At 70.6% G+C, this 22,542-nt stretch carries 19 protein-coding genes; 8 read left to right on the top strand and 11 right to left on the bottom strand.

All coding sequences use genetic code 11. The features are described from left to right. Positions 1–3 precede the first annotated feature (3 nt). Positions 4–4,053 (top strand): hypothetical protein, encoded by a 4,050-nt coding sequence (locus FJ108_04565; protein MBM4335173.1) that lies wholly within the window; start codon positions 4–6, stop codon positions 4,051–4,053. Here the strand turns inward: FJ108_04565 and FJ108_04560 are convergent. From FJ108_04560 to FJ108_04545, 4 genes are read right to left on the bottom strand one after another with little or no spacing between them, the layout of a single operon-like run. Continuing rightward, positions 4,022–4,900 (bottom strand): DMT family transporter, encoded by an 879-nt coding sequence (locus FJ108_04560; protein MBM4335172.1) that lies wholly within the window; start codon positions 4,898–4,900, stop codon positions 4,022–4,024. The genes FJ108_04565 and FJ108_04560 overlap by 32 nt on opposite strands. A gap of 21 nt (positions 4,901–4,921) precedes the next feature. Beyond that, positions 4,922–5,890 (bottom strand): MBL fold metallo-hydrolase, encoded by a 969-nt coding sequence (locus FJ108_04555; GenBank protein MBM4335171.1) that lies wholly within the window; start codon positions 5,888–5,890, stop codon positions 4,922–4,924. A gap of 25 nt (positions 5,891–5,915) precedes the next feature. Beyond that, on the bottom strand, positions 5,916–7,829 hold the full coding sequence (locus FJ108_04550) for a DNA topoisomerase IV subunit A (GenBank protein MBM4335170.1): 1,914 nt from the start codon (positions 7,827–7,829) through the stop codon (positions 5,916–5,918). A gap of 1 nt (position 7,830) precedes the next feature. Then, positions 7,831–9,681 carry a type IIA DNA topoisomerase subunit B gene (locus FJ108_04545; protein ID MBM4335169.1) on the bottom strand — a complete coding sequence of 617 codons (1,851 nt, stop codon included), beginning with the start codon at positions 9,679–9,681 and terminating at the stop codon, positions 7,831–7,833. 65 nt (positions 9,682–9,746) lie between these two features. Between FJ108_04545 and FJ108_04540 the strand changes: the two genes are divergently transcribed. Next, positions 9,747–10,649 (top strand): hypothetical protein, encoded by a 903-nt coding sequence (locus tag FJ108_04540; protein MBM4335168.1) that lies wholly within the window; start codon positions 9,747–9,749, stop codon positions 10,647–10,649. Positions 10,650–10,656: 7 nt separating this feature from the next. Then, entirely contained in the window at positions 10,657–11,484 is an 828-nt protein-coding gene (locus FJ108_04535; protein MBM4335167.1) for an SDR family NAD(P)-dependent oxidoreductase, read from the top strand. A gap of 13 nt (positions 11,485–11,497) precedes the next feature. On the opposite strand, the gene FJ108_04530 is transcribed toward FJ108_04535, so the two are convergent. Beyond that, on the bottom strand, positions 11,498–12,001 hold the full coding sequence (locus FJ108_04530; protein ID MBM4335166.1) for a hypothetical protein: 504 nt from the start codon (positions 11,999–12,001) through the stop codon (positions 11,498–11,500). 147 nt (positions 12,002–12,148) lie between these two features. Here FJ108_04530 and FJ108_04525 point away from each other — a divergent pair, with 147 nt between their 5' ends. Further along, positions 12,149–13,768 carry an acyl-CoA synthetase gene (locus tag FJ108_04525; protein ID MBM4335165.1) on the top strand — a complete coding sequence of 540 codons (1,620 nt, stop codon included), beginning with the start codon at positions 12,149–12,151 and terminating at the stop codon, positions 13,766–13,768. Here FJ108_04525 and FJ108_04520 read toward each other — a convergent pair whose 3' ends face one another. Both FJ108_04520 and FJ108_04515 read right to left on the bottom strand, forming a co-directional pair. Further along, complete coding sequence (locus FJ108_04520; protein MBM4335164.1) at positions 13,769–14,230, bottom strand: hypothetical protein; 462 nt, start codon at positions 14,228–14,230, stop codon at positions 13,769–13,771. Beyond that, a complete protein-coding gene (locus FJ108_04515) occupies positions 14,227–15,171 on the bottom strand; it encodes a TIGR03560 family F420-dependent LLM class oxidoreductase (protein ID MBM4335163.1) in 945 nt (314 codons plus the stop codon). Before FJ108_04515 ends, FJ108_04520 begins: the two co-directional genes overlap by 4 nt. A 457-nt stretch (positions 15,172–15,628) precedes the next feature. On the opposite strand from FJ108_04515, the gene FJ108_04510 reads away from it, so the two are divergent. After that, a complete protein-coding gene (locus FJ108_04510) occupies positions 15,629–16,336 on the top strand; it encodes a Crp/Fnr family transcriptional regulator (GenBank protein MBM4335162.1) in 708 nt (235 codons plus the stop codon). Here FJ108_04510 and FJ108_04505 read toward each other — a convergent pair. Further along, on the bottom strand, positions 16,321–16,824 hold the full coding sequence (locus FJ108_04505; protein MBM4335161.1) for a dihydrofolate reductase: 504 nt from the start codon (positions 16,822–16,824) through the stop codon (positions 16,321–16,323). The genes FJ108_04510 and FJ108_04505 overlap by 16 nt on opposite strands. A 9-nt stretch (positions 16,825–16,833) precedes the next feature. After that, complete coding sequence (locus tag FJ108_04500; protein ID MBM4335160.1) at positions 16,834–17,628, bottom strand: thymidylate synthase; 795 nt, start codon at positions 17,626–17,628, stop codon at positions 16,834–16,836. 37 nt (positions 17,629–17,665) lie between these two features. Here FJ108_04500 and FJ108_04495 point away from each other — a divergent pair, with 37 nt between their 5' ends. Next, a complete protein-coding gene (locus FJ108_04495) occupies positions 17,666–18,280 on the top strand; it encodes a histidine phosphatase family protein (protein MBM4335159.1) in 615 nt (204 codons plus the stop codon). Positions 18,281–18,409: 129 nt separating this feature from the next. Here the strand turns inward: FJ108_04495 and FJ108_04490 are convergent, their stop codons facing one another. Continuing rightward, positions 18,410–18,931, bottom strand: coding sequence for a MarR family transcriptional regulator (locus FJ108_04490; protein MBM4335158.1), 522 nt, complete (start codon positions 18,929–18,931; stop codon positions 18,410–18,412). A gap of 41 nt (positions 18,932–18,972) precedes the next feature. On the opposite strand from FJ108_04490, the gene FJ108_04485 reads away from it, so the two are divergent. Continuing rightward, a complete protein-coding gene (locus FJ108_04485; GenBank protein MBM4335157.1) occupies positions 18,973–19,743 on the top strand; it encodes a methyltransferase domain-containing protein in 771 nt (256 codons plus the stop codon). 27 nt (positions 19,744–19,770) lie between these two features. Next, positions 19,771–20,958, top strand: coding sequence for a M20 family metallopeptidase (locus FJ108_04480; protein ID MBM4335156.1), 1,188 nt, complete (start codon positions 19,771–19,773; stop codon positions 20,956–20,958). On the opposite strand, the gene FJ108_04475 is transcribed toward FJ108_04480, so the two are convergent. Beyond that, positions 20,955–22,526 carry an NAD(P)/FAD-dependent oxidoreductase gene (locus FJ108_04475; GenBank protein MBM4335155.1) on the bottom strand — a complete coding sequence of 524 codons (1,572 nt, stop codon included), beginning with the start codon at positions 22,524–22,526 and terminating at the stop codon, positions 20,955–20,957. The two genes, FJ108_04480 and FJ108_04475, sit on opposite strands and share 4 nt — an antisense overlap. Positions 22,527–22,542: the final 16 nt, after the last annotated feature.

Below are 22,542 nucleotides of genomic sequence, written 5' to 3'. Positions count from 1 at the left end.
GGCGTGATTCGCCGGAGCCTTCGGCTCTGGCTCTTGGTGGGCTCGAGTCTCGTTTCGATTCCGATGCTCTCCGCGGGCGAGCCGCTGCTGCGCTCGCAGGTGCCGGAGCCGCTGGCACCATGGATCGACTGGGTGCTGCGCGGCTCGGAGGACGCGGGCTGCGCGCTGGTGCTCGGCAGGACCGACACTCGACTGTGTTCATTTCCGGCGCGCGTCGAGCTCGACATGGGGGCGCTCGCCGGGCGCTTTCGAAGCGAGGTTCGGCTCGACGTAGCGGCGTGGCTGCGCCTGCCCGGCGACGCCGCGCTCTGGCCGCAGGACGTCGAGGTCGACGGGGCGCCCGCGAGCGTCCTGCTGCGCGAAGGCTCGCCCTCGGTCTGGCTCGAAGCCGGTCGCCACGTCGCGACGGGAGCCTTCGGCTATTCGACGCTGCCCGAAGGGATCGTGGTCCCGCCCGACACGGCGCTGCTCTCGCTGCGCGTCGCGGGCGCTGGGATCGAACGTCCGCGACGCGATCCGGACGGACGCGTCTGGCTGCGCGAGAGGTCGACTCCCGACACCGCCGAGAGTCGGATCGATCTCGTCGTGAACCGGCTAGTGCGCGACTCGATCCCGCTCGAGCTCGAGACGCGAATCGAGCTGCGGGTCTCGGGGACGGCCCGCGAGGTCTCGCTCGGGCCGGTGCTCCCGGCCGGGCTGGTCCCGCTCGAGCTCGAGAGCGCGCTTCCGGCGCGGCTCGAGAGCGACGGCCTTCTTCGCGTGCAGGTGAGCCCCGGGGACTGGCTGGTGAGCGTGCGCGCGCGCAGCGTCGCGCCCGTGTCGTCGCTCGGGCCGGCGGCCGCCGCGCCGCCCTGGCCGGAAACGGAGATCTGGGCGTTCGAGGCCGAGCCGAGACTTCGCGCCGTCGAGGTCCAGGGCGTGCCGGCGGTCGATCCGCAGCAGACCACGCTTCCCGCCGAGTGGCGACACCTTCCGGCGTATGCCGTCGTGCAGGAGAGCGCGATGACGCTCGCGGAGAAGCACCGCGGCGACGCCGATCCAGCGGCCGACGAGCTCGCGCTCGAGCGAACGCTCTGGCTCGATTTCGCCGGCACCGGCTACACCTTCCACGATCGCATCTCGGGAAGGCTCTCGCGCAGCTGGCGGCTCGACATGCCGCAGCCGTCCCAGCTCGGCCGCGTCTCGGTCGACGGCGTAGATCAGCTGATCGGGCGCGTCGGCGAGGGCTCGGCCCCGGGCGTCGAGCTTCGCCAGGGCAGCGCGGCGATCGAGGCCGACGGCCGCTTCGACGGCGTGCTTCGCGCGCTTCCCGCGGTCGGCTGGGACCACGACTTCGCGAGCGTAGCGGCAACGCTGCAGCTGCCGCCGGGCTGGCGCATCCTCCACGCCAGCGGCGTGGATTCGGTCTCCGAGACGTGGATCCGTTCCTGGACTTTGCTCGACCTGTTCCTGGTGCTCGTGATCGCGCTCGCGATCTCGCGGCTGCGCTCGCGCGCTTGGGGTGCGGTCGCGGCCGTCGCGCTCGCGCTGATCTGGCCCGAATCCGGCGCGCCGCGCTACGCGTGGCTCCTGCTCCTGGCCGCACAAGCGCTCGTGCGCCTGCTGGCCGAGGGCCGGCTCCGCACGCTGCTTCTCGGACTGCGGCTCGCGGCCTTCGTGCTCCTGGTCGCGATCGCGGTGCCGTTCGCGATCGGCCAGCTACGCATGGCGGTGTACCCCGCGCTCGAGCAGCCCGACGCGCTCGCGTTTCCGGCGTCGCTTGCGCCGGCGTCCGCCGTTCTCGCGAAAGGGGAGCTTGCCGAGCAGCCGCTCGCCACGAGCGAAGCGGACGAGGGCCGGGCCTACGAGAGAAGGCCGCGCGAGGCGGCGCGAAAGCGCGCGCGCTCGAGCTACTACGCGCCCGAGCCCGGCGCGCTCGTCTCGACGGGGCCGGGCCTGCCCTCGTGGACCTGGCGCAGCGTCCGGCTCGGCTGGAACGGACCGGTGGAGCGCATGCAGGAGCTTCGGCTCTGGCTCGTTCCGCCCGCTCTGAACTTCGCGCTCGGCTGGCTGCGGGTGGCGCTTCTGATCGCGCTCTTCGCGGCTGCGAGCGACTTCGACGACCGCCTCGGCGCGTGGCTGCGCGCACGGCGCGGAGCGGCAGCCGCTTCGCTCGCGGCGCTGGCGTTCCTGCTCGCGCCGACGGGCGCCGCGCGCGCGAGCGAGTTCCCGCCGGCCGATCTGCTCGAGCAGCTCCGAGCCCGACTGCTCGAGCTTCCCTCCTGCGCGCCGACCTGTGCCGAGAGCCCGCGAATGCGGCTCGAGATCGACGCGCTGCGGATGCGCGCGCGAATCGAGATCGCGGCGGCAGCGCGCACGGCCGTGCCGCTTCCGGGCGGGGCGGCCGATTGGACGCCTGAGCTCGTGAGCGTGGACGGCGCGCCCGCGAGCGCACTCGCGCGCGATGCCGACGGTGTGCTCTGGCTCGGACTCGAGCCTGGGGTCCACCAAGTGGTGTTGGAGGGTCCGCTTCCCGACCGCGAGGCGGTCGAGCTGCCGCTGCCGCTGCGCCCGCACCGGGTCGAGGTCCAGGTCTCGGGCTGGCGTGTGCACGGCCTTCACGACGATGGCCGCGCGGATTCGAGCCTGCAGCTGGCGCGGATCGCGCGCGCCGCAGGCGAGGGACCGAAGGCGCTCGAGCCCGGAGAGCTCCCGAATTTCGTTCGCATCGAGCGCGAGCTCTCGCTCGGGATCGTCTGGCAGGTCGAGACGCGCGTCGCGCGCCTGACCCCCGCAGGGAAGGCCCTGTTCCTGGAAGTTCCGCTTCTCGCGGGCGAGTCCGTGACGAGCGCGGGCGTGCGGGTGGTCGACGGCCGCGCCCAGGTGAGCTTCGCGCCCGACGCAGCCGAGGTCGTCTTCGGCTCCTCGCTCGCGCAGACGGATCGGATCGCGCTCGCGGCGCCCGAGAGCGATCTCTGGCTCGAGGTGTGGCGCGTGGACGCCTCGCCGATCTGGCACGTCGATGCAACGGGAATTCCGGCGATCCAAGGCGAGGGCTTGGCCGCGCCGCGCGCGCGCGAGTTCCGGCCCTGGCCCGGCGAGGCGATCGAGCTACGAGTGACGCGGCCCGAGGCCGTGCCCGGGCCGACGCTCACGATCGACCGCGCGGCGCTGCGCGTGACGCCCGGTCTGCGCGCGAGCGACGCGAAGCTCGCGCTCAGCGTGCGCGCGAGCCGCGGCGCGCAGCACGAAGTCACCCTGCCGGAGGGCGCGGAGCTTTCGAGCGTGACGATCGACGGCGAGGTACAGCCGCTGCGCCAGCTCGGGAGCCGGGTGGTGCTGCCGATCCGGCCCGGCGCGCACGCGGCGGAGCTCGCCTGGCGAACGCCCATGGGAATCTCCTTTCTCTGGCGCATGCCACCGGTCGGTGTCGGATCGCACGCCGTGAACGTCGAGCTCGAGCTCGAGCTTCCGCTCGACCGCTGGGTGCTCGTGCTCGGCGGGCCCCGTCTGGGTCCCGCGGTTCTGTTCTGGAGCATGCTCGCGGTCGCGCTGCTGCTGGCGCTCGGCCTGGCGCAAACGAAGCTCACGCCGCTCGGAGTCACGAGCTGGATCCTGCTCCTCGTCGGACTCACGCAGGTGGAGGTGTGGCTCGCGCTCGCGATCGTCGGCTGGCTGCTTCTGCTCGGCTGGCGTCGCGCGCACCCGCCTCACGGCGACGTCGCCTTCGTCACGCTTCAGGTCGCGCTCGTCGGCTGGACGCTCCTCGCGCTCGGGGGCCTGATCTTCGCGATCCAGCAGGGGCTGCTCGGCTCGCCAGAGATGCAGATCCGCGGCAACGGGTCGACGCGCGAGCTGCTGCGCTGGTACCAGGACCGCTCCGCGGCCGAGCTTCCGGGCGCGTTCGCGCTCTCGGTGCCGCTCTTCGTGTACCGGCTCGCGATGCTGGCCTGGGCGCTCTGGCTCGCGCACGCGCTGCTCGGCTGGCTGCGCTTCGGCTGGGAGTCCTTCGGGACCGGCGGTCTGTGGCGCCGCGGCGCGCTCAGGCGCCCCCGCGTGCAGCCTCGAGCGTGACACCGCCGAGGATCACGGCGGCCCCCACCAGCGCGAGCGCGCCGACCGGCTCGCCCAGCGCGAAGTGACCGGCCGCGAGGCCGACGACAGGCTGCACGAAGATGAACGCCGCCATGGTTCCAGCGCTCATCCGACCGAGCGCCCAGTTCCACGACCACGAGCCCAGCGCGGTCGCCAGTAGCGCCAGCGCGACGACCCAGACGAGCGCCGGCAGCGCGCGCTCGAGCGAGAAGTCCTCGCCGAGCGCGAGCAGAAGCAGCGGCGGAATCGAGAGCAGCACCGCTGCGAGCGAGACGCGCATCGCGTCGTGGCGCGCGAGCAGCGGCTTCGCCGCGAGGGTGTAGATCGCCCAGGCCACGTGTCCGAGCGCGATCAGGCCGTCTCCGAGCGGGTCGCCGAGCTCGGGCCGGACGGCTCCCTGCAGGATGATCAGCAGCGCGCCGATCGCCCCGATCACGACCGACGCGATGCGAAGCGGAGAGAGCCGCTCGCGCAGGAAGAGCCAGCCGCCGGCGAGGATGCCGATCGGCTCGAGCGGCGAGAGCAGGGCGCCGCTCGTCCCCGTCGAGAGCGCGATGCCGCTCGCGAGCAGGATCTGCGGCAGCGCGAACCCGGCCCAGGAGAGCAGCAGCAGCAGGCCCCAGTCGCGCCGCGTGAACGCCTCGCGCTTCCGCGTGCCGCCCTGCGTCGCCCGGTCGATCGCGATCAGTACGAGCACGCCGAGGATCTGACGCGCGGCGACCATGGTCCACGGCCCCATCCCCGCGAGCGCGAGCTTGGTCAGGATCGGCGCGAGCCCCCCGCAGGTCTGGGCGAGCAGCGCCACGAGAAGCACCTGGATCGACATTCGCGCGCAGGATACCGCGTGCTACTCGCCGCGAACGCCGCTCGCCTCGAGCGAGAGCTGATCGTGCGAGACGAGCAGCGAGGCGCCGTGATCGCGCTCGAGCTCGGCGAGCAGCCGGCGCAGCGCGTCGAGGCGCTCGGGCGCTTCCGGCACGACCAGCATCTCGTAGAGCCGGGGCTTGGGGATGTTCCCGCGCACGCCGTCGATCTGGTTCACGACGTCCCCCGTGAGCAGGTAGGTCCGCACGCCCGCGCTTCCCCGCACGTGCGCAACGAAGACCTGCGAGCCGGGGGTGTGGCCCGCCGCCGCGAAGAAGGCGAGCCCCGGGAACCCGCGCACGGCGAATAGCGGGCCGCCTTCGGCGACCTCGCGCTCGAGGCACGGCGCTTCCGCGATCTGCTTCTGCGCCCCGCGCGTCGTGTAGTTCGACTGCTCGAACTGCAGCCGATTCTGGATCAGCCGCAGCGGCTTCGTGTGCAGGCGACACAGTGCGGCGACGCCCTGGGTGTGGTCGGCGTGCTCGTGCGTGAAGGCGATCGCCTCGACACGCTGCAGCGAAGCTCCGAGCTTCTCGGCGATCGAGCCGAGCGGAACCATCGGTTCGGCGCCGGCCAGGAGCTCGAGCGGCTTTCCGAAATCGAGCGCGGCGTCGCGATCCATTCCCGCGTCGACCAGGAAGATCCTCCCGTCCGACCACTCGAGCACGAAAGAGGCATGGGCCATCGTGTAGGACGCGTCAGGCGTCGGATCCAGGGACGGCTCGAGCACCGCGGAGCGTGGCATCTTCTGACTCGCAGTGTTCAGCCACGACAGGCTCACCGGCAGATCCGCGGCGGGGTCGAACGCCAGGATCGCGTCCACCTCGGGAAGCTCCGGGTCGAGATTGCGAATCTGCCGATGCGCGAGAAACAGACCTACCGAGACGTAGGCGACGGCGAGGAATGCGAGGCCGAACAGGGCTCCGAGCGCGAATCCGAGTCTTCGCCCCATGATGCGGTGAAGTGTACTCCCCGCTTCACTTCACGGGAACGTGTTTTACGCGCGCGACCGGTTTCGGCGCCAGGCGCTGCCCGCGCGCGGTGAGGCCGGCGAACTCGAGCTCGCCCAGATCGAAATCGCACTCCTTCTGGCGCTGCCGCTTCGCGGCCACGAACTGCAGGTGCACGCGCCCGGGCCGCAAGTCGTCCTCGAGCAGCAGGTCGAGCTTGCCCTGCTCGTCCTTGAAGAAGCGGTACTCCTTGTCGCGGATGTAGCTCGAGATGTGCACGCGCTTGCCGAAGGCGTTGCGTTCGGCGTCGCGCCAGACCAGCGTGAAGTCCTTCCCCTGCTCCGGATCGAAGACGCCGACCCAGAGCACCTTGCGCGGCAGCAGCACCTTCTTCGGCGCCTGCATGACGCGGTAGGTGCCGTCGCTCGAGACCGCCAGCACGCGGTCGTACTCCGAGACGGCGAGCGCGAACTCGGAGCCGCGCACGTCGGAGCCGAAGAAGCCGGTCTCGTCGTCGTAGGAGAGGCGCAGATTCGCGGTCGCCACCGCCTTCTTGTCGATCTCGTCGATCGACGTGACCTTGGTGCGGCGCTTGTACTTCTCGCCGTACTTCTCGATCAGGCCCTCGAGCCAGGCGATCACCGTCTTGGTCAGGTGCTTGAGCTTTCTGCGCACCTCCGTCAGCTCGGAGAGCACGGCTTCGAGCTCGCTTGCGTGCTTCTCGATGTCGTAGGCGGAGATGCGGCGGATGCGGATTTCGAGCAGGCGCTTCACGTCGTCGTCGTTCATCTCGCGCACGAAGTCGGCGCGGAACTCGGCCATGCCCTTGTGGACCGCCTCGAAGACCTTCTCCTCGGTCTTCGCGGTCTCGATCTTCTTGTAGACGCGGTTCTCGATGAAGACGCGCTCGAGCGTCATCCAGTGCTGGCGATCGACGAGTCGGCTCTCGTCCCACTCGAGCTCGGCCTTGATCTGCTCGCGCAGGCGCGCGGTCGCGTCCTCGAGCACCTCGTTCACGGTCAGCTCGACGGGTTTCTGCCCGCGGATCGCGAGCAGCGAGGACGAGAGCGAGACCTCGCACTCGGTGTACGCGTAGAGCTGCGGGATCACCTCCTCGGCGTAGACCCCGCGCGAAAGCGAGAGCTCGATCTCGACCTTGTCGGTGGTGAAGTCGTCGATGCCGGTGATCTTCACTCGGCCCTTCTGCGACGCGTCCTCGATCGAGGCGATCAGCGATTCGGTCGTGGTGCCGAACGGAATCTCGCGGATCACGACGGTCTTCTCGCCGCGCGCCTCGATCCTCGCGCGCACCTTCACCTTGCCGCGGCCCTTGTCGTACTCGGAGACGTCCATCAGGCCGCCGGTCGGAAAGTCGGGCACGAGCTTGTATTTCTCGCCAGACAGGATCGCGATCTGCCCGCGCAGCAGCTCGACGAAGTTGTGCGGCAGGATGCGCGTGGCCATGCCCACGGCGATGCCTTCGATGCCGAGCAGGAGCGTGACCGGCAGCTTCGCGGGCAGGAACACCGGCTCGAGCCTGCGCCCGTCGTAGCTCGGCGCGAACTCGGTCAGGTTCGGATTGAAGAGCGTCTCGCGCGCGAGCGGCGTGAGCCGGCACTCGATGTAGCGCGCGGCCGCAGCCGGATGGCCGGTGACGGGATTCCCGAAGTTTCCCTGCCGCTCGACGAAGTAGTCCTTGTTCGCGAGCACCACCAGCGCGTCGCCGATCGATACGTCGCCGTGCGGGTGCAGCTTCATCGTCTCGCCGATCACGTTGGCGACCTTGTGGAACAGGCCGTCGTCCATCGTGAAGAGCGTGTGCAGAAGCCGCCGCTGCACCGGCTTGCAGCCGTCGCGCAGGTCCGGGAGCGCGCGATCGAGGATCGTGTAGCTCGCGTACTCCAGGAAGTTGCGCCGCATCAGCGGCTCGAGGTTCGCCATGCTAGGTCACGTCGTAGATCAGGTTGTCGACGATGAACTCGCGCCGGGCGGGAGTGTTCTTGCCCATGCAGAACTCCAGGCTCGCCGACGCCTCGCCGAGCGTTCCCAGCGACACGGGGACCAGGCGGATGTCGGCGCCGATGAACTGCCCGAACTCGTCGGGCGAGATCTCGCCCAGCCCCTTGAAGCGCGTGATCTCGGGCTTGCCGGAAAGCTCCGCGATCGCCTCGTCGCGCTCCCGCTCGCTGTAGCAGTAGCGCGTCTGCTTCTTGTTTCGCACCCGGAACAGCGGCGTCTCCAGGATGTACAGGTGGCCCTTCAGCACGAGCTCCTCGAAGTAGCGCAGGAAGTAGGTGAGCAGGAGGTTGCGGATGTGCATTCCGTCCACGTCGGCGTCGGTGGCGATCACGACGCGGCCGTAGCGCAGGCCGTCGAGGCCGTCCTCGATGCCGAGCGCCCGCATGATGTTGTAGAGCTCCTCGTTCTTGTAGACCGCGTCGCGCTGCAGGCCGTAGCAGTTCAGCGGCTTTCCCTTCAGCGTGTAGATCGCCTGCGTGAACACGTCGCGAGACTTGATCATCGCGCCGCCGGCGGAGTTTCCCTCGGTGAGGAAGATGGTGGTCTCGTCGCGGCGCAGGTCCGCGATCTCGTCGTAGTGCACCTTGCAGTCGATCAGCTTCGGGATCCGGATCGCGACCGTCTTCGCTCGCTCGCGCGCCTGCTTCTTGATCGACGCGAGCTCTTTGCGGATGCGTTCGTTGGTGCGCACCTTCTCGAGCAGCGCCTCGGCCGCCTCGGGGTTGCGGTGCAGCCAGAGGATCACCTGCTCCTTCACTTCCTTGGTGATCCACGGCTTCACGTCGGTGGAGCCGAGCTTGTTCTTGGTCTGGCTCTCGAAGACGGGATCCTGGATCTTGACCGCGACCGCGCCGACGATTCCGTCGCGCACGTCCTCGCCCGCGAAGTCCTTGCTCGAGAACTCGTTCACCCCGCGCAGCAGCCCCTCGCGGAACGCCGCCTGGTGCGTGCCGCCGTCGTTGGTGAACTGGCCGTTCACGAAGCTGAAGTACGTCTCGCCGTACTGGTGCGTGTGGGTGAAGGCGAACTCGAGCCGATCGAGCTTTCCGTGCACGATCTCGTACAGCGGCGGCTCGTCGCCGATCTCCTTCACGAGCAGGTCGGAGAGCCCCCCCTTGCTGTGGAAGCTCTTGCCGTCGTAGACCAGCGACAGGCCAGCGTTCAGGTACGCGTAGTACCAGAGCCGGTGCGCGATGAACTCCTCGTTCCACGACCAGGTCTTGAAGATCGCGGGGTCGGGCGTGAAGCGGACCCGGGTTCCGTCCGGCTCGGTCGCGTCCTTGCCCTGCTTGTCGGAGAGGAGCTTGCCCTGAGCGAACGTGGCGCGGCGGAACTTGCCCTCGCGGTACGAGATCACCTCGAACGCCGACGAGAGCGCGTTCACCGCCTTGGTGCCTACGCCGTTCAGGCCGACCGAGAACTGGAAGACGTCGTCGTTGTACTTGCCGCCGGTGTTGATCTGCGACACGCACTCGACCACCTTGCCCAGCGGGATGCCGCGGCCGAAGTCGCGCACGGTGAGCTCGTTGCCGTCGCGCGAGATCTCGATCTTCCGGCCGTGTCCCATGATGAACTCGTCGACGGCGTTGTCGATCACCTCCTTCAGCATCACGTAGACGCCGTCGAGCGGGTGCGTGCCGTCGCCGATCCGGCCGATGTACATGCCGGTGCGCAGGCGGATGTGCTCCAGCGCGTCCAGGGTCTGGATCGTGCTCTCGTCGTAGGCGACCGGCTTGCGATCGGAGCTCTTTCGGGCGGACGGGTCCGCGGCCATTCGCTTCTCCCGGGGGGGAGATCCCGAGGTTGAGGAATCCGTTCGATAGGTCAAGATGCGCCCCGGTGGACCGCTCGCGCTTCGCACCGACGACGTCCGGGCCCGCGCACCCGGGCACGCTCGTCGCGGGCCTTCTGGCCTGGCTCGACGCGCGCAGCCGTGGGGCTCGCTTCGAGCTCCGGCTGGAGGACGTCGACCCCGAGCGCTGCACGCCCGAGCACGCGCGCGAGATGCGAGCGGCGCTCGGCTGGCTCGGGCTGGACTGGGACGTGGACTCTCTGCAGAGCGAGAGGCGCGAAGCGCACGAGGCGGCTCTGGACCGGCTCGCGGCATCGGGCCTGCTCTATCCCTGCACGTGCTCTCGAAGCGAGGTCGCGCGGAACGGCCTGCACGCAGCGGACGGCGGCTGGCGCTACACCGGACGCTGTCGCGCGCGCGCGCTTCCTCCTGGCGGCTGGCGCGAGGCGGACGGCGCGCTGCGGCTGCGCCTGCCGGAAGGACGAGTCGAGCTGCGGGACGAATCGGGTCTCGATCTGTCGCAGGACCCGCTGCGCGAGATGGGCGACCCGGTGCTGCGCAGACGCGACGGTGCCATCGCCTACCACCTTGCGGTGGTCGTGGACGACGCGGCTTCGGAAGTCACCCGGATCGTGCGCGGCCGCGACCTCGCGAGCTCGACCGCGATCCACGTCGTGCTGCAACGCGCGCTCGGCGTGCCGACGCCGAGCTACCGCCATCACTTCCTGCTGCTCGAGGAGAGCGGCGGAAAGCTCGCGAAGCTGCACGGCTCCGTCGGCTGGCGCGAGATCGCTTCGAGAAGCGACGGTCCCGGGTTCTGCGGGCGCCTCGCGCAGATTTCGGGCCTGCGCGCGAACGCCCGGCCCGCGACCCCGCGCGAGCTGCTGGCCGATTTCGCATGGGAACGAGTCCGAAGCGACGACGTCGTGTTCCGCCATCCGGCGGTATGATCGCGGCATGGATGCCTTCAACGACCGGGTGGCGGTGGTGACTGGAGGAGCGGGCGGGATCGGCTCGGCGCTCGCGCGCGCGTTCGCCGCGCGCGGCGCGAAGATCGTGCTCGCGGATCTCGACGCGGCGAACCTCGACGTCGTCGCACGACGGCTCGAGGCCGATGGCGCGCGCGTGCTCGGCGTGCCGACCGACGTCACGAAGCCGGAGAGCGTCGAGGCGCTGGCCGAGGCGACGCTGTCCCGGTTCGGCGCCGCGCACGTGGTCTGCAACAACGCGGGCGTGGCGACCTTCGGCCCGATCGCCACCTCGACCGCGAAGGACTGGGAGTTCACCATGAACGTGAACTTCTGGGGCGTCGTCCACGGGGTTCAGTCGTTCGTGCCGCGTCTGATCGCCCAAAGACAAGGCGGTCACGTCGTGAACACGGCCTCGATGGCCGGCCTCACCGGCATGAGCTGGCTCGGCGTGTACTGCGCGTCGAAGTTCGCGGTCGTGGGGCTCTCCGAGTCTCTGCAGCGCGAGCTTCGCCCGCAGGGCATCGGCGTCTCGGTGCTGTGTCCGATGATCGTGCAGACGCAGATCAACGAGAACTCGCAGCGCATGCGCCCCGCGGCGCTGCGCAATGCCGGCGCAGCCGATCCCCCCGCGACGGGAGGCGACGCGCCCGCGATGGTCGGAAGCACGATCCAGCCCGAGGAGCTGGCGCGCCGCGTCGTCCGCGCGATCGAGCGCGGCGATCTCTACATCCTCACGCACCCCGAGCAGCGCGAGATCCTGCGGCGCCGAGCCGAGCGGCTCGACGCCGCATTCCAGGACTGGGATCTCGCGTAGTCGCCGTCGGCGATCAGAACGCGATCGCGCGGGTCCGGATCAGCGTCGCGAGCTTGCGGCGCTGATCCGCCTCGAGCGCCGCGTGCAGCTCGGCCAGCGCCCTGGCCACGGCCTGCTGCACGGAGCGCGCCGAGTCACTGCGGTGGTCGGCCGCGACCGAGGCCGCCGCCGCGTCGAAGACCTCGCCTTCCAGCGCGTCGGCGAGCGCGGCGGCGACCCGCCGCTGCTCGACCTCGGCCTGGGCGCGCTCGATCTTCAGGCGCTCGAGGGTTCGCGCGACCGAGGCGACCTGATCGCTCGAGAGGCCGAGCTTCCAGGCCAGGAAGCGCAGCGGCCGGCGCACGCCGAGGCCGGCCGAGCCGAGCGCGTCCTCGTCGCCGTCGCCGTGTCGGGAAGCGAACGAGAGGTCGGCGCCGCGCGGGCCGCTCTCTCCGTCCGCGCCGGCCCAAGCGAACGCGGGCGCGAGATCCCAGCAGCCGAAGCGCCGCCGGGCGTGCCAATGGTGTCGTCGGTGCATTTCCAACTCCTCTCGCGGGGGCGGATTCGCTCCCCGCGGGGCATACGCGCGGGCGAAATGCCTCGCGCTCCTGCGATCGTGGCTCCGCATCCGGGCGTCGTCAATGCAGCCTGCACACGACAGTGCCCGCGCGTGTAGACTCGAGCCGTGGAGTTCAACCTCGCAGATCTCTTCGAGAGCTCGGTCGACGCGTTTCCGGACCGCGAGTATCTGGTCGCCGAGGGCAAGCGCCGCACCTACGCGCAGATGGACGAGCGCGCGAACCGGCTCGCGCATCACCTGCGGGCGCAGGGCGTACGTCCCGGCGACCACGTCGGGATCTACGCCTACAACTCGGTCGAATGGGTCGAGGCGCTCTGGGCGATCTTCAAGCTGCGCGCGGTCTGGATCAACATCAACTACCGCTACGTCGAGGACGAGCTCCGCTACCTGTTCGACAACGCCGACCTGGTCGGGCTGATCTACGCGCGCGAATTCGCGCCGCGGATCGCGGGCGTCCGCGACGCGCTGCCGAAGCTGCGCTTCTCGCTCGTGATCGAGGACGGGAGCGGAGCGGACTGCGCTTCACTCGGATCCCAGGAGTACGAGCCCGCGCTCGCTTCCGGCGCGAAGGAGCGCGACTTCGCCAAGCGCTCCGGCGGCGACCGGTACATCCTGTACACGGGCGGGACGACCGGCCTTCCCAAGGGCGTCGTCTGGCGACACGAAGACGTGTTCTTCGCGCTCGGCGGAGGCGTCGACCCGCTCACGGGCAAGCGCGCCGAGCGGCCGGAGGAGATGGCCGAACGCGGCAAGGCCGGCGGCGTGACGTTCCTGCCGATCGCGCCGCTCATGCACGGCGCGACCCAGTGGGCGGTGATGGGCGGCAGCTTCATCGGCCGCAGGAACGTGCTCGTCGCGAAGTTCGACCCCAAGCGGGTCTGGCGTCTGGTCGAGCAGGAGCGCGTGAACGGCCTGATGATCACGGGCGACGCGATGGCGCGGCCGCTGATCGAAGCGCTCGACGAGCCGGGCGCGTCTTACGACCTCTCGTCGCTGGTCGTGCTCTCGTCGAGCGCCGCGGTGTTCTCGCCGTCGCTGAAGGACGACTTCTTCCGGCACTTCCCGAACCTGATCATGACCGACGCGGTCGGAGCCTCGGAGTCGGGCACCAACGGCATCCTGATGGTGAAGAAGGGCAGCACCGCGATGAGGGGCGGCGGCCCGACGGTGCGGGCGGTCGCCGAGACGGTGGTGCTCGACGAGAATCTCGAGCCGGTGCAGCCGGGCTCCGGCGTCGTCGGACGGGTCGCCTGCGGCGGCAACATACCGCTGGAGTACTACAAGGACCCGGAGAAGACCCGGCAGACCTTCGTCACCGACACGCGCGGCCGGCGCTACTCGATCCCGGGCGACTTCGCGACCGTGGAGCCCGACGGCTCGATCACGCTCCTCGGTCGCGGATCGGTGTCGATCAACTCGGGCGGTGAGAAGATCTACCCGGAGGAGGTCGAGTCCGCGATCAAGTCCCACCCCGACTGCTGGGACGCGATCGTCGTCGGGGTTCCGGACGAGCGCTTCGGCTCGCGCGTGGCGGCCGTCGTGCAGGCGCGCGAGGGTCGCGCGCCCACGCTCGATTCGATCCAGGCGCACTGCAGAACGCGAATCGCCGGCTACAAGGTGCCGCGCGAGCTCCATCTGGTCGCGAAGGTCGAGCGCTCGCCGTCGGGCAAGCCCGACTATCGCTGGGCGAAGGCGGTGGCGACGGGGGTCGCTCGAGAGCCTTGATCAGCGGACGTTGAGCTGCTTCGCGAGCGCCTCGATCTCGGCCTCGAGCTGGCGCTCGTAGTCGTTCTTGCAGTTGGGCCCGCTCTTCGAGGTGACGACGATCTCGAGCGCGGGCAGGTTCGGATCCTCGGGCTCGGAGAGGATCGCGTGCCAGAGCTCGACGGGATCGGCCTTGTGCGCCTGGCGGATCTCCTCGTAGCGCTCGTTCGAGATGCGCACGAACTCCGGGCCGAAGTAGCAGCTCTGCATGCCGCCGGGATCGGCGCGCCGCCGCGCCTCGAGCTCGCACTGCTTGGCGCGAAGCTGGTGCCGGATCTTCTGGTCCTCGCGATCGCGCTCGCTCGCCGGGCTCCGGAGCGGCGGAACCTCTGGAGCCGAGCACACGTTCGGCTCCGGCGTCGCTCCGAGCAGCAGCAGCGCGCCGAGCACGCCCGACAGCGCGCGAAATCGCGGCGCCGTCATCCCGTCGTCCGCCGGCGAAGCGCGGGCACGACCCGTTCGAGGTACGCGTCGAGCGCTTCGCGGTCCCAGGGCGCGCGAAGCGCGATGTTGATGCCCTGCGCTCCCGCGTCGGCGTAGGCCTCGAGCGTCTCGATCGCGCGTTCGGGCGTTCCGATCAGCGCGCCCGAGAGCATGCGCTCGGCGGCCGCGCCCCAGGTCGAGCGCAGGCGCGCTGCCTCGTGCGCGGCGGTCTTCTCGTCGACCGAGAGGTGGAACGAGAGGTTCACCGTCCGCGCGATCTCCGCCGGGTCGCGTCCCGCCTTCGCGCACCAGTCGTCGAGCACGCCCGAGAGCCGCGCGAACTCGGACGGTGAGACGTACGCGGCGTTCCAGCCGTCGGCGTGGCGTGAGGCGATCCGAAGGGTGCGCTTCTCGCCGACGCCGCCGATCCAGATCGGCAGCCGCGCCTGTACGGGCGCCGGCAGACAGGACGCATCTTCGACACGGAAGTGTTTACCGCTGAAGGTCGTGCGCTGTCGCGTGAGCAGGCCGCGCACGATCTGGCACGCCTCCTCGAGCATCGAGAGCCGCGTCGCGATCGGCGGGAATTCGTAGCCGTAGGCGCGCGCCTCCCACTCGTGCCAGCCGCCGCCGAGCCCGAGCACGAAGCGGCCGCCCGAGAGGTGGTCGAGCGTCGTCGCGGCTTTCGCGAGCGACGCCGGGTTCCGGTAGCCCGGGTAGAAGACCAGGCAGCCGATCCTCGCGCGCGTGGTCTCGACCGCGAGCGCGCCGAGAAGCGAGACGGCCTCGAAGTGCGGCTGCGTGCCGCCCGCGGGCGGGGCCTCGTAGAAGTGGTCCCAGATCGAGATCCAGTCCAGGCCCGCCGAATCGAAACGGCGCCAGAGCGCGCGGATCTCGGCGATCGGGAGATTCTGCTGACCGAGGTGCGCGCCGAGCTGCACGGGCATGGGCGGATTCTCGCTCAATCCGGCGGCCGGGTCAGCGCCCTTCGCTCGCCGCGGGGAGCGACGAGCGCAGGCACGAGGTCGAGCGGCTTCGAAGCTCAGCGCGTTGCGCGCCAACCTCCGCTCACCGTCGCCCTCGGCGTGGCTCGACGCGGCGGCAGGTAGACGGGGAGGGGGTCCGTGTCTACGCCGTCGGTGGCCACGACCGGGGGCGGGGTAGGCTGCTCGACCTCGTGACCTGCGCCCGCTCTCGAACCGTTCTGCGACATTCCGGAGGAAGTCCGCTCGCCGTCGAGGCCGATCCGCGTCATTCCCTTCCTCCGAGAGAGCGTTCCGCTCTCGCTACACCGACAGAGTGGCTCGGGCGCTGCGAACGGACTGTGAAGCGTTTCACTCCGAGAGCGAGATTTTCGCGGCCGGTGTCGGACCGTGGGTCTGGACTATCCTGCGGCTCATGGCGCTCTCCACCGCGATCGACGGGCGTGCCCTGATCGAACGCATTCCGGTGTTCGCGGGGCTCGGCCGGCGGGATTTCGACCTGCTCTACGCCATCACCGGAACGCGCCGATTGCGCTCGCGCGAAGTGCTGTTTCGCAAGGGAGACGAGGGCGCGACGCTGTACGGCGTTCTGCGCGGGCGGCTGCGCGTTTTTTCGGGCGCGGATTCCAAGGAGGTCATCTTCAGGTTCCTGGAGCCGGGAGAGGTTTTCGGCGAGATCGCCCTGCTCGACTCGCAGCCCCGCTCCGCGACGATCGCGGCACTCGAGCCGGTGGAGCTTCTGACCCTGCACCGTCGCGACCTGCTGCCGTTTCTGGAGCAGCACCCGAAGGTGGCGATCCAGCTCGCGACCGCGCTCGCGCAGCGCGTGCGCACGCTCTCGGACGCGATGGAGGACGCGATGCTGCTCTCGATCTCGGGGCGGCTCGCGAAGAAGCTGCTCTCGCTCGCGCAGGATCACGGCAAGCCCGTGGCCGGAGGCACGCGCATCGATCTTCGGCTCCCCCAGCACGCGCTCGGCGAGCTCGTCGGCGCGACGCGCGAGAGCGTGAACAAGCACATGCGCATCTGGACCCGGGCCGGGGTGCTGCGCGCGGAGCGCGGGATCATCACCCTGATCGACCAGGAGGCGCTCGCCTCCGCCGCCGGCTACGCGCTTCTCTGAACCCGGCCGCGACGCATCAGCAGATGGATCGAGAAGCCGTGCGCGTGGCGCGAATCGGCGGGGTGCTCCGAGAGCAGCGACTCGCCCCACTCGCCGCTCTCGAGCTCGGGAAAGAACACGTCGCCCGCGGGCCGCGCGTGCACGCGCGTCAGGTAGATCCGCTCGGCGCGCGGCAGGGCCTCGGCGTAGAGCGCGGCGCCGCCGATCACGAACTGCTCGGGCGCGGCCGCGTGCATTCCGATCGCCTCGTCGAGGTCGCGCGCGATCAGCGCGCCGCGCGCCGTGAACCCGGGGTCGCGGGACAGCACCACGTTCGCGCGGCCCGGCAGCGGCCGGCCGAGGGATTCCCAGGTGCGCCGGCCCATCAGCACCGGCTTACCGAGCGTCGTCCGCTTGAAATGCGCGAGCTCGTCGGGGAGCCGCCACGGCAGCCCGCCGCGCGTTCCGATCACCCGGTTCTCGGCGACGGCGACGATCAGCGAGAGCACGGCGTGCGCCTAGACCGCGATCGGCGCGGCGATCGCCGGGTGCGCACGATAGTCGACCAGTCGGATGTCGGGGTAGCTGAAGTCGGCGATCGACTTCACGTCCGGCCGCAGCTCCAGCCGCGGCAGCTCGTAGGGAACGCGCGAGAGCTGCAGATCCGCCTGCTCGAGATGGTTCAGGTACAGGTGGGCGTCGCCGAGCGTGTGCACGAACTCCCCGGGCTCGAGCCCCGTCACCTGCGCCATCATCTGCGTCAGCAACGCGTACGACGCGACGTTGAACGGGACGCCGAGGAAGATGTCGGCGCTGCGCTGGTAGAGCTGGCAGGAGAGCCGGCCGTCGGCGACGTAGAACTGGAACAGCAGGTGGCAGGGCGGCAGCGCCATCCGCTCCAGCTCGCCCACGTTCCAGGCCGAGACGATCAGGCGCCGCGAATCCGGATCGCGTCGGATCTGCTCCTCGACGTTCGCGAGCTGGTCGATCACGCGGCCGTCGGCGGTGCGCCAGGCGCGCCACTGCGCGCCGTAGATCGGGCCGAGCTCTCCGTCGCGGTCGGCCCACTCGTCCCAGATCGAGACGCCATTCTCGTGCAGGTAACGCACGTTCGTGTCGCCGCGCAGGAACCAGAGCAGCTCGTGGAAGATCGAGCGCAGGTGCAGCCGCTTCGTGGTGACGGCGGGGAAGCCCCGGCGCAGGTCGTAGCGGGACTGCCAGCCGAAGACGCTGAGCGTCCCCGTGCCGGTGCGGTCCTGCTTGCGCAAGCCGTGGCTGCGGACGTGGCGGAGCAGCTCGAGGTAGGCCTGCATCGACGCAGAAGCTACCACCTCTGCTAGGTTTCGGGCGATGGCGATCCTGCTGGTTCGACACGGAGAGACGCCCTCGAACGCCGCGCGCGTGGTGCAGGTTCCGGATGCGCCGCTCTCGGAGCGCGGGCGAGCGCAGGCCGCGCTACTGGCCGCCCGGCTTTCGAAGCTCGACGTCGCGCAGATCGTGGCGAGCGACTACGCGCGCGCGCTCGACACCGCGGAGCAGGTTCGGGCCGCCACGAACGCGCCGCTCGAGATCTGGCCGGAGCTGCGCGAGCGGAACTTCGGCGAGCTTCGCGGTCGGTCCTACGCGGAGATCGGCGTAGACATCTTCGCGCCGGACTTCGCTCCACCCGGGGGCGAGACCTGGCCGGAGTTCCACGCGCGGGTCGCGCGCGCCTTCGAGAAGCTCCGCGATCGCGCGGCGAGCCTGGAAGGCGACCTCGCGGTGATCAGCCACGGCCTGGTCTGCCGCTCCGTGGTCGAACGGCTGGTCGTGCGGCCGGAAGGCGTGGCCGTCCCCGAGGTCTGGGAGAACACCTCGCTCACCGTGATCGGCGCGCGCCCGCCGCACGAGATCGCGCTGCTGAACTGCAGCGCGCATCTGGCCGGGCTGGCGCCGCCGCCGGGCGCCCCGTCCGGCGCCGTCTGAACGGCAGTTCGGCCCCGCAAAGTCGGAGTTCCGGGCGGTTTTTCAGCCGTTCGTCGCCATTTCATCGAGATGGAGCGAAACGCCGAGAAAACGCTTGACGCTCGAGGCGGGTCCGTGAGAAAATCCCGATCACTTTCGAACACCTGCCCCGCCTCGGTGGGTTTTTTCTGGCCGCGAATTTTCGCTTTTTCTTCTCGTTTCGGACTTCTCGTAGCGCTCCATCCGCTCGGCCAGATCTGCGGCAAAGGCCGAGAAGGTGGCCAGATCGCGCGGATCGAGCCCGGACCAGATGCGATCGATCGCGCGCTGCCGATCCTTGCGCACGATCTCCATCGCCTGGCGGCCCGCGGCGCTCAGCGCGTAGCGGCGCTGGCGCGCGTCGCCCGTCGCGATCGAGACCTCGACCAGCCCCCGTTCGAGGAGCTGCCGGATCAGCTTCGAGATCGCGGCCGGCGTCTGTTCCTGTCGGCGCGCGAAGAGCGACGGCATGAAGTCCTCGGCCGCGATCTGCTCGAGCACTCGCCACTGGGCCTCGGTGAGTCCCGCGCCTCGCGCGAGCTGAGCACGCCGGCGCGCGAAGGCCTCCGACACGCGTTTCAGCGCCTCGAGCGCGGCATGAAGCGGATCTTCTTTCTTGTGCTTCCGGGCCATCTCAGATATTAACCATGGTCAACTATAACCTGGAGGAAATTATGAGCCTGGATCTCGGCGAGTCTATCAGGCAGCAGTTCGGCGCGGCGGCCGCGAACTACGCCGCGAGCGGCGTGCACTCCGGCGGGCCGAACCTGGACGCGATGCCCGAGCGCGCGGCCCTGCGCGGCGACGTGCGCGTACTCGACGTCGGCTGCGGCGCGGGCCACACGGCGATCGCCTTCGCGCCCCACGTCGCTCGAGTGGTCGCGCTCGACATGACGCGCGAGATGCTCGACGAGGCGGATCGGCTCGCCGCAGCGCGCGGGCTCGCGAACGTCTCGTTCCGACTCGGCTTCGCCGAGGAGCTGCCCTTCGCGGACGGCGCCTTCGACCTCGTCACGTCGCGGTTCTGCGCGCACCACTACGCGGATCCCGCGCGCGCGACCCGCGAGGCTGCGCGCGTCCTGCGAGCGGGCGGACGCTACCTGCTCGTGGACTCCGTCGCGCTCGAGGACCCGGTGCAGGACAGCTACTTGAACGCGCTCGAGCTGCTTCGCGATCCGTCGCACGTGCGCGACGCGTCCGTCTCGCAGTGGCTTTCGAGCTTCGCCGCGGCCGGTCTCGCCGCCGAGAAGGTCGCGCAGTGGAGGCTTCGGCTCGAGTTCGAGCCCTGGCTCGCGCGGATCGGCACGCCGCGTACGCCCGCCGAGGGAATCCGCTCGCTCCTGGACGCCGCGCCGCGCGAGGTGCGCGAGGCGCTCGAGCTCTCGGATGCGACCGGGTACGACTTCACGATGCCGGTCGCGCTGATCGAAGGAGTGCGCCGCTGAGCGGCGTTTGCCGCGTATACTGCCTCGATGCTGGAACGCCTGAAGGCCCAGGTTCGCGACGCGATCGACGCGCTGGCGCTCGAGCTGCTCTCGGTCTCGCGCGAGATCCACGCGTACCCCGAGCTCGCGTTCGAGGAGCACAGAGCGTCGCGCCTGCTCGCCGACACGGCGCGAAAGGCCGGACTCGACGCGGAGCTCGGCGCGTTCGGGCTCGAGACCGCGATCCTGGCCGAGATCGGGGCCGCCTCGCCGACCGTCGCGCTGCTCTCGGAGTACGACGCGCTGCCGGGAATCGGTCACGCCTGCGGGCACAACATCATCGCGACAAGCGCGCTCGGCGCGGCGCTCGGTCTCGCGTCGCTCGGCGCGCGGCTCCCGGGTCGGGTGCGCTGGCTCGGAACGCCGGCCGAGGAGCGCGGCGGCGGCAAGGAGATCATGGCGCGAAACGGCGCCTTCGAGGGCGTCGACGCCGCGCTGATGGTGCATCCGTCGGGCGTGAACCTGGCGACCATGCCGTGCATCGCGATCGCCGAGCTCGAGGTCCGCTATCGCGGTGTGGCCTCGCACGCCTCGGCCATGCCGGAGCGGGGCGTGAACGCGCTCGACGCGCTGGTGATCGCGTATCAGGCGATCGCGGCGCTGCGCCAGCACATCCGTCCGACCGAGCGCCTGCACGGGATCATCACCGACGGCGGCCAGGCGCCCAACATCGTGCCGGAGCGCGCCGCCGGTCTGTTCTACGTGCGCGCTGCCAACGCTCCCGAGCTCGCCGAGCTGAAGCCCCGCGTCGAGGGCTGCTTCCGCGCCGGGGCCGAGGCGACCGGCGCCTCGCTCGAGCTGGTCTGGGGCGACGTCGACTACCTGGATCTCAACACCTCGTGGCCGCTCGCGCGCAGCTACCAGGCGAATGCGGAGTCGCTGGGCCTGCGCTTCTTCCCCTACGAGAAGCTGCCGCCCGGCGTGCAGGGCAGCACCGACATGGGCAACGTCAGCCACCGCGTGCCGTCGATCCACCCGATGATCGCCGTCTCGCCGCCGCACGTGGCGATCCACAACGCGGAGTTCGCGCGCTTCGCTGGCTCCGAATCGGGCGATCGCGCGGTGCTCGACGGCGCGAAGGCGCTGGCGATGACCGCGCTCGACTTCTTCTGCGACGCCGAGCTCCGCGCCGAAGTCGAGGCTGCGTTCGCGGCGAGCCGATCAGGGCTTCGCTAAGTGCGGCCGAGCGAGCGCAGGATCTCGCGCGCGGCATTGCGTCCCGGCGCTCCCATCACGCCGCCACCGGGATGTGTCGCGGATCCGCAGAGCCAGAGACCCTCGAGCGGCGAGCGGTAGGGCAGGAGCGCCGCGCTCGGCCGCATGAACAGCAGGCGATCGGGCGTCATCGCGCCGTGGAAGATGTTCCCGCCGCTGAGCCCGAAGATGCGCTCGAGGTCGGGAGCCGCGAGCACCTCGAGCTGCTCGATCGAGGCCGTGAACCCGGGCGCCAGGCTCTCCACCGCTGCGAGCACGCGATCGCGCATCGCGTCGCGCAGGCCCGGCCAGCGCGCATCGCCGGGCGGCAGCACCGGCGCGTACTGCGCGAAGATCGACGCCACGTGCTTTCCCGCCGGCGCGAGCGACGGGTCGAGCGTCGACGGCAACGTCAGCTCCACCACGGGGAGCTCCGAGACGCGGCCGGACGCGGCGTCGCCATACGCGCGCTCGATCCCGTCCAGGTCGATCGGACCGATGTGGATCGTGCCGGAGAGCGGCGTCGCCTCGCCCTCCCGCGCGCCGAACCGCGGCAGCGCGCCGAGCGCGAGGTTCAGCTTCACGACCGGGCTGCGCGAGTCCGAGCGGGGGAACGCGCGCGCGAGCGCCGCGTCGTCCATCAGCGCCGCGGTGCGCGGCAGGTCCATCCCCGAGACGACGAGATCGGCGTCGAGCGTCTCGCCGCTCGCGAGTGCGACGCCGCTCGCTCGACCCGCGCGAGAGCGGATCGCGACCACCTCCGCGTTCGTGCGCAGCTCTGCTCCCGCCGCGCGCGCGGCGCTCGCGAGCGCCTCGGAGAGCGCGCCCATTCCGCCCGCGACGTAGGCCCAGGTGCCGCGCCTTCCGCCGAGTGTCCCCATCACGTGGTGGAAGAGCACGTAGCCAGTGCCTGGCATCGAGGGCGCGGCGAACGCGCCGATGATCGCGTCGGTCGCGAGCGTCGCGCGAAGCGGCTCGCTCTCGAAGTACTCCTCGAGGACCGCGCGCGCCGGACCGAGCAGGAGCGCGAGCGCTTCGGGAATGCAGCCGCCGAGCCGGAGCGCGGCCCGGCCGAGCCGCGCCCAGCGCGCGAGGTTCGCGGGACCGAGGCGCGCGAACGCAGGCGGAGCATGGTCGAGAAGCGGCTCGACCGCGGCCGCGACGCGCTCGAGCCGGCGCTCGAATTCGGGCCAGCGCTCGGCGTCTCGGCGCGAGAATCGCGCGATCTGCTCGACGTCGCGCGCGGTGCCCGCGCCGAGCACCAGCGCTCGACCGTCGGCAAGCGGCGTGACCGATGCGGGCGTTCGCGGCAGCAGCCGCAGCCCGTGCCGCTCGAGCTCGAGCTCGCGCGAGATCGCGGGTCGGAACAGCGACAGCACGTAGGCCGCGCGAGACACTCGGTAGCCTGGCCAGAGCGTCTCGGTCACGCACGCACCGCCGAGCAGCTCGCGCCGCTCGAGGAGAGTGACCGCAAGACCCGCGCGCGAGAGATACGCGGCGCAGACCAGCCCGTTGTGTCCGCCGCCGACGATCAGCACCCGACGTGTCATTCGGCGCGCGGACTCG

It is taken from the genome of Deltaproteobacteria bacterium, from assembly GCA_016875225.1.
Classification (GTDB): Bacteria; Myxococcota_A; UBA9160; order SZUA-336; family SZUA-336; genus VGRW01.
Note: the sequence above shows the minus strand (reverse complement) of the source record. Positions and strands in the feature narration are given on the sequence as shown.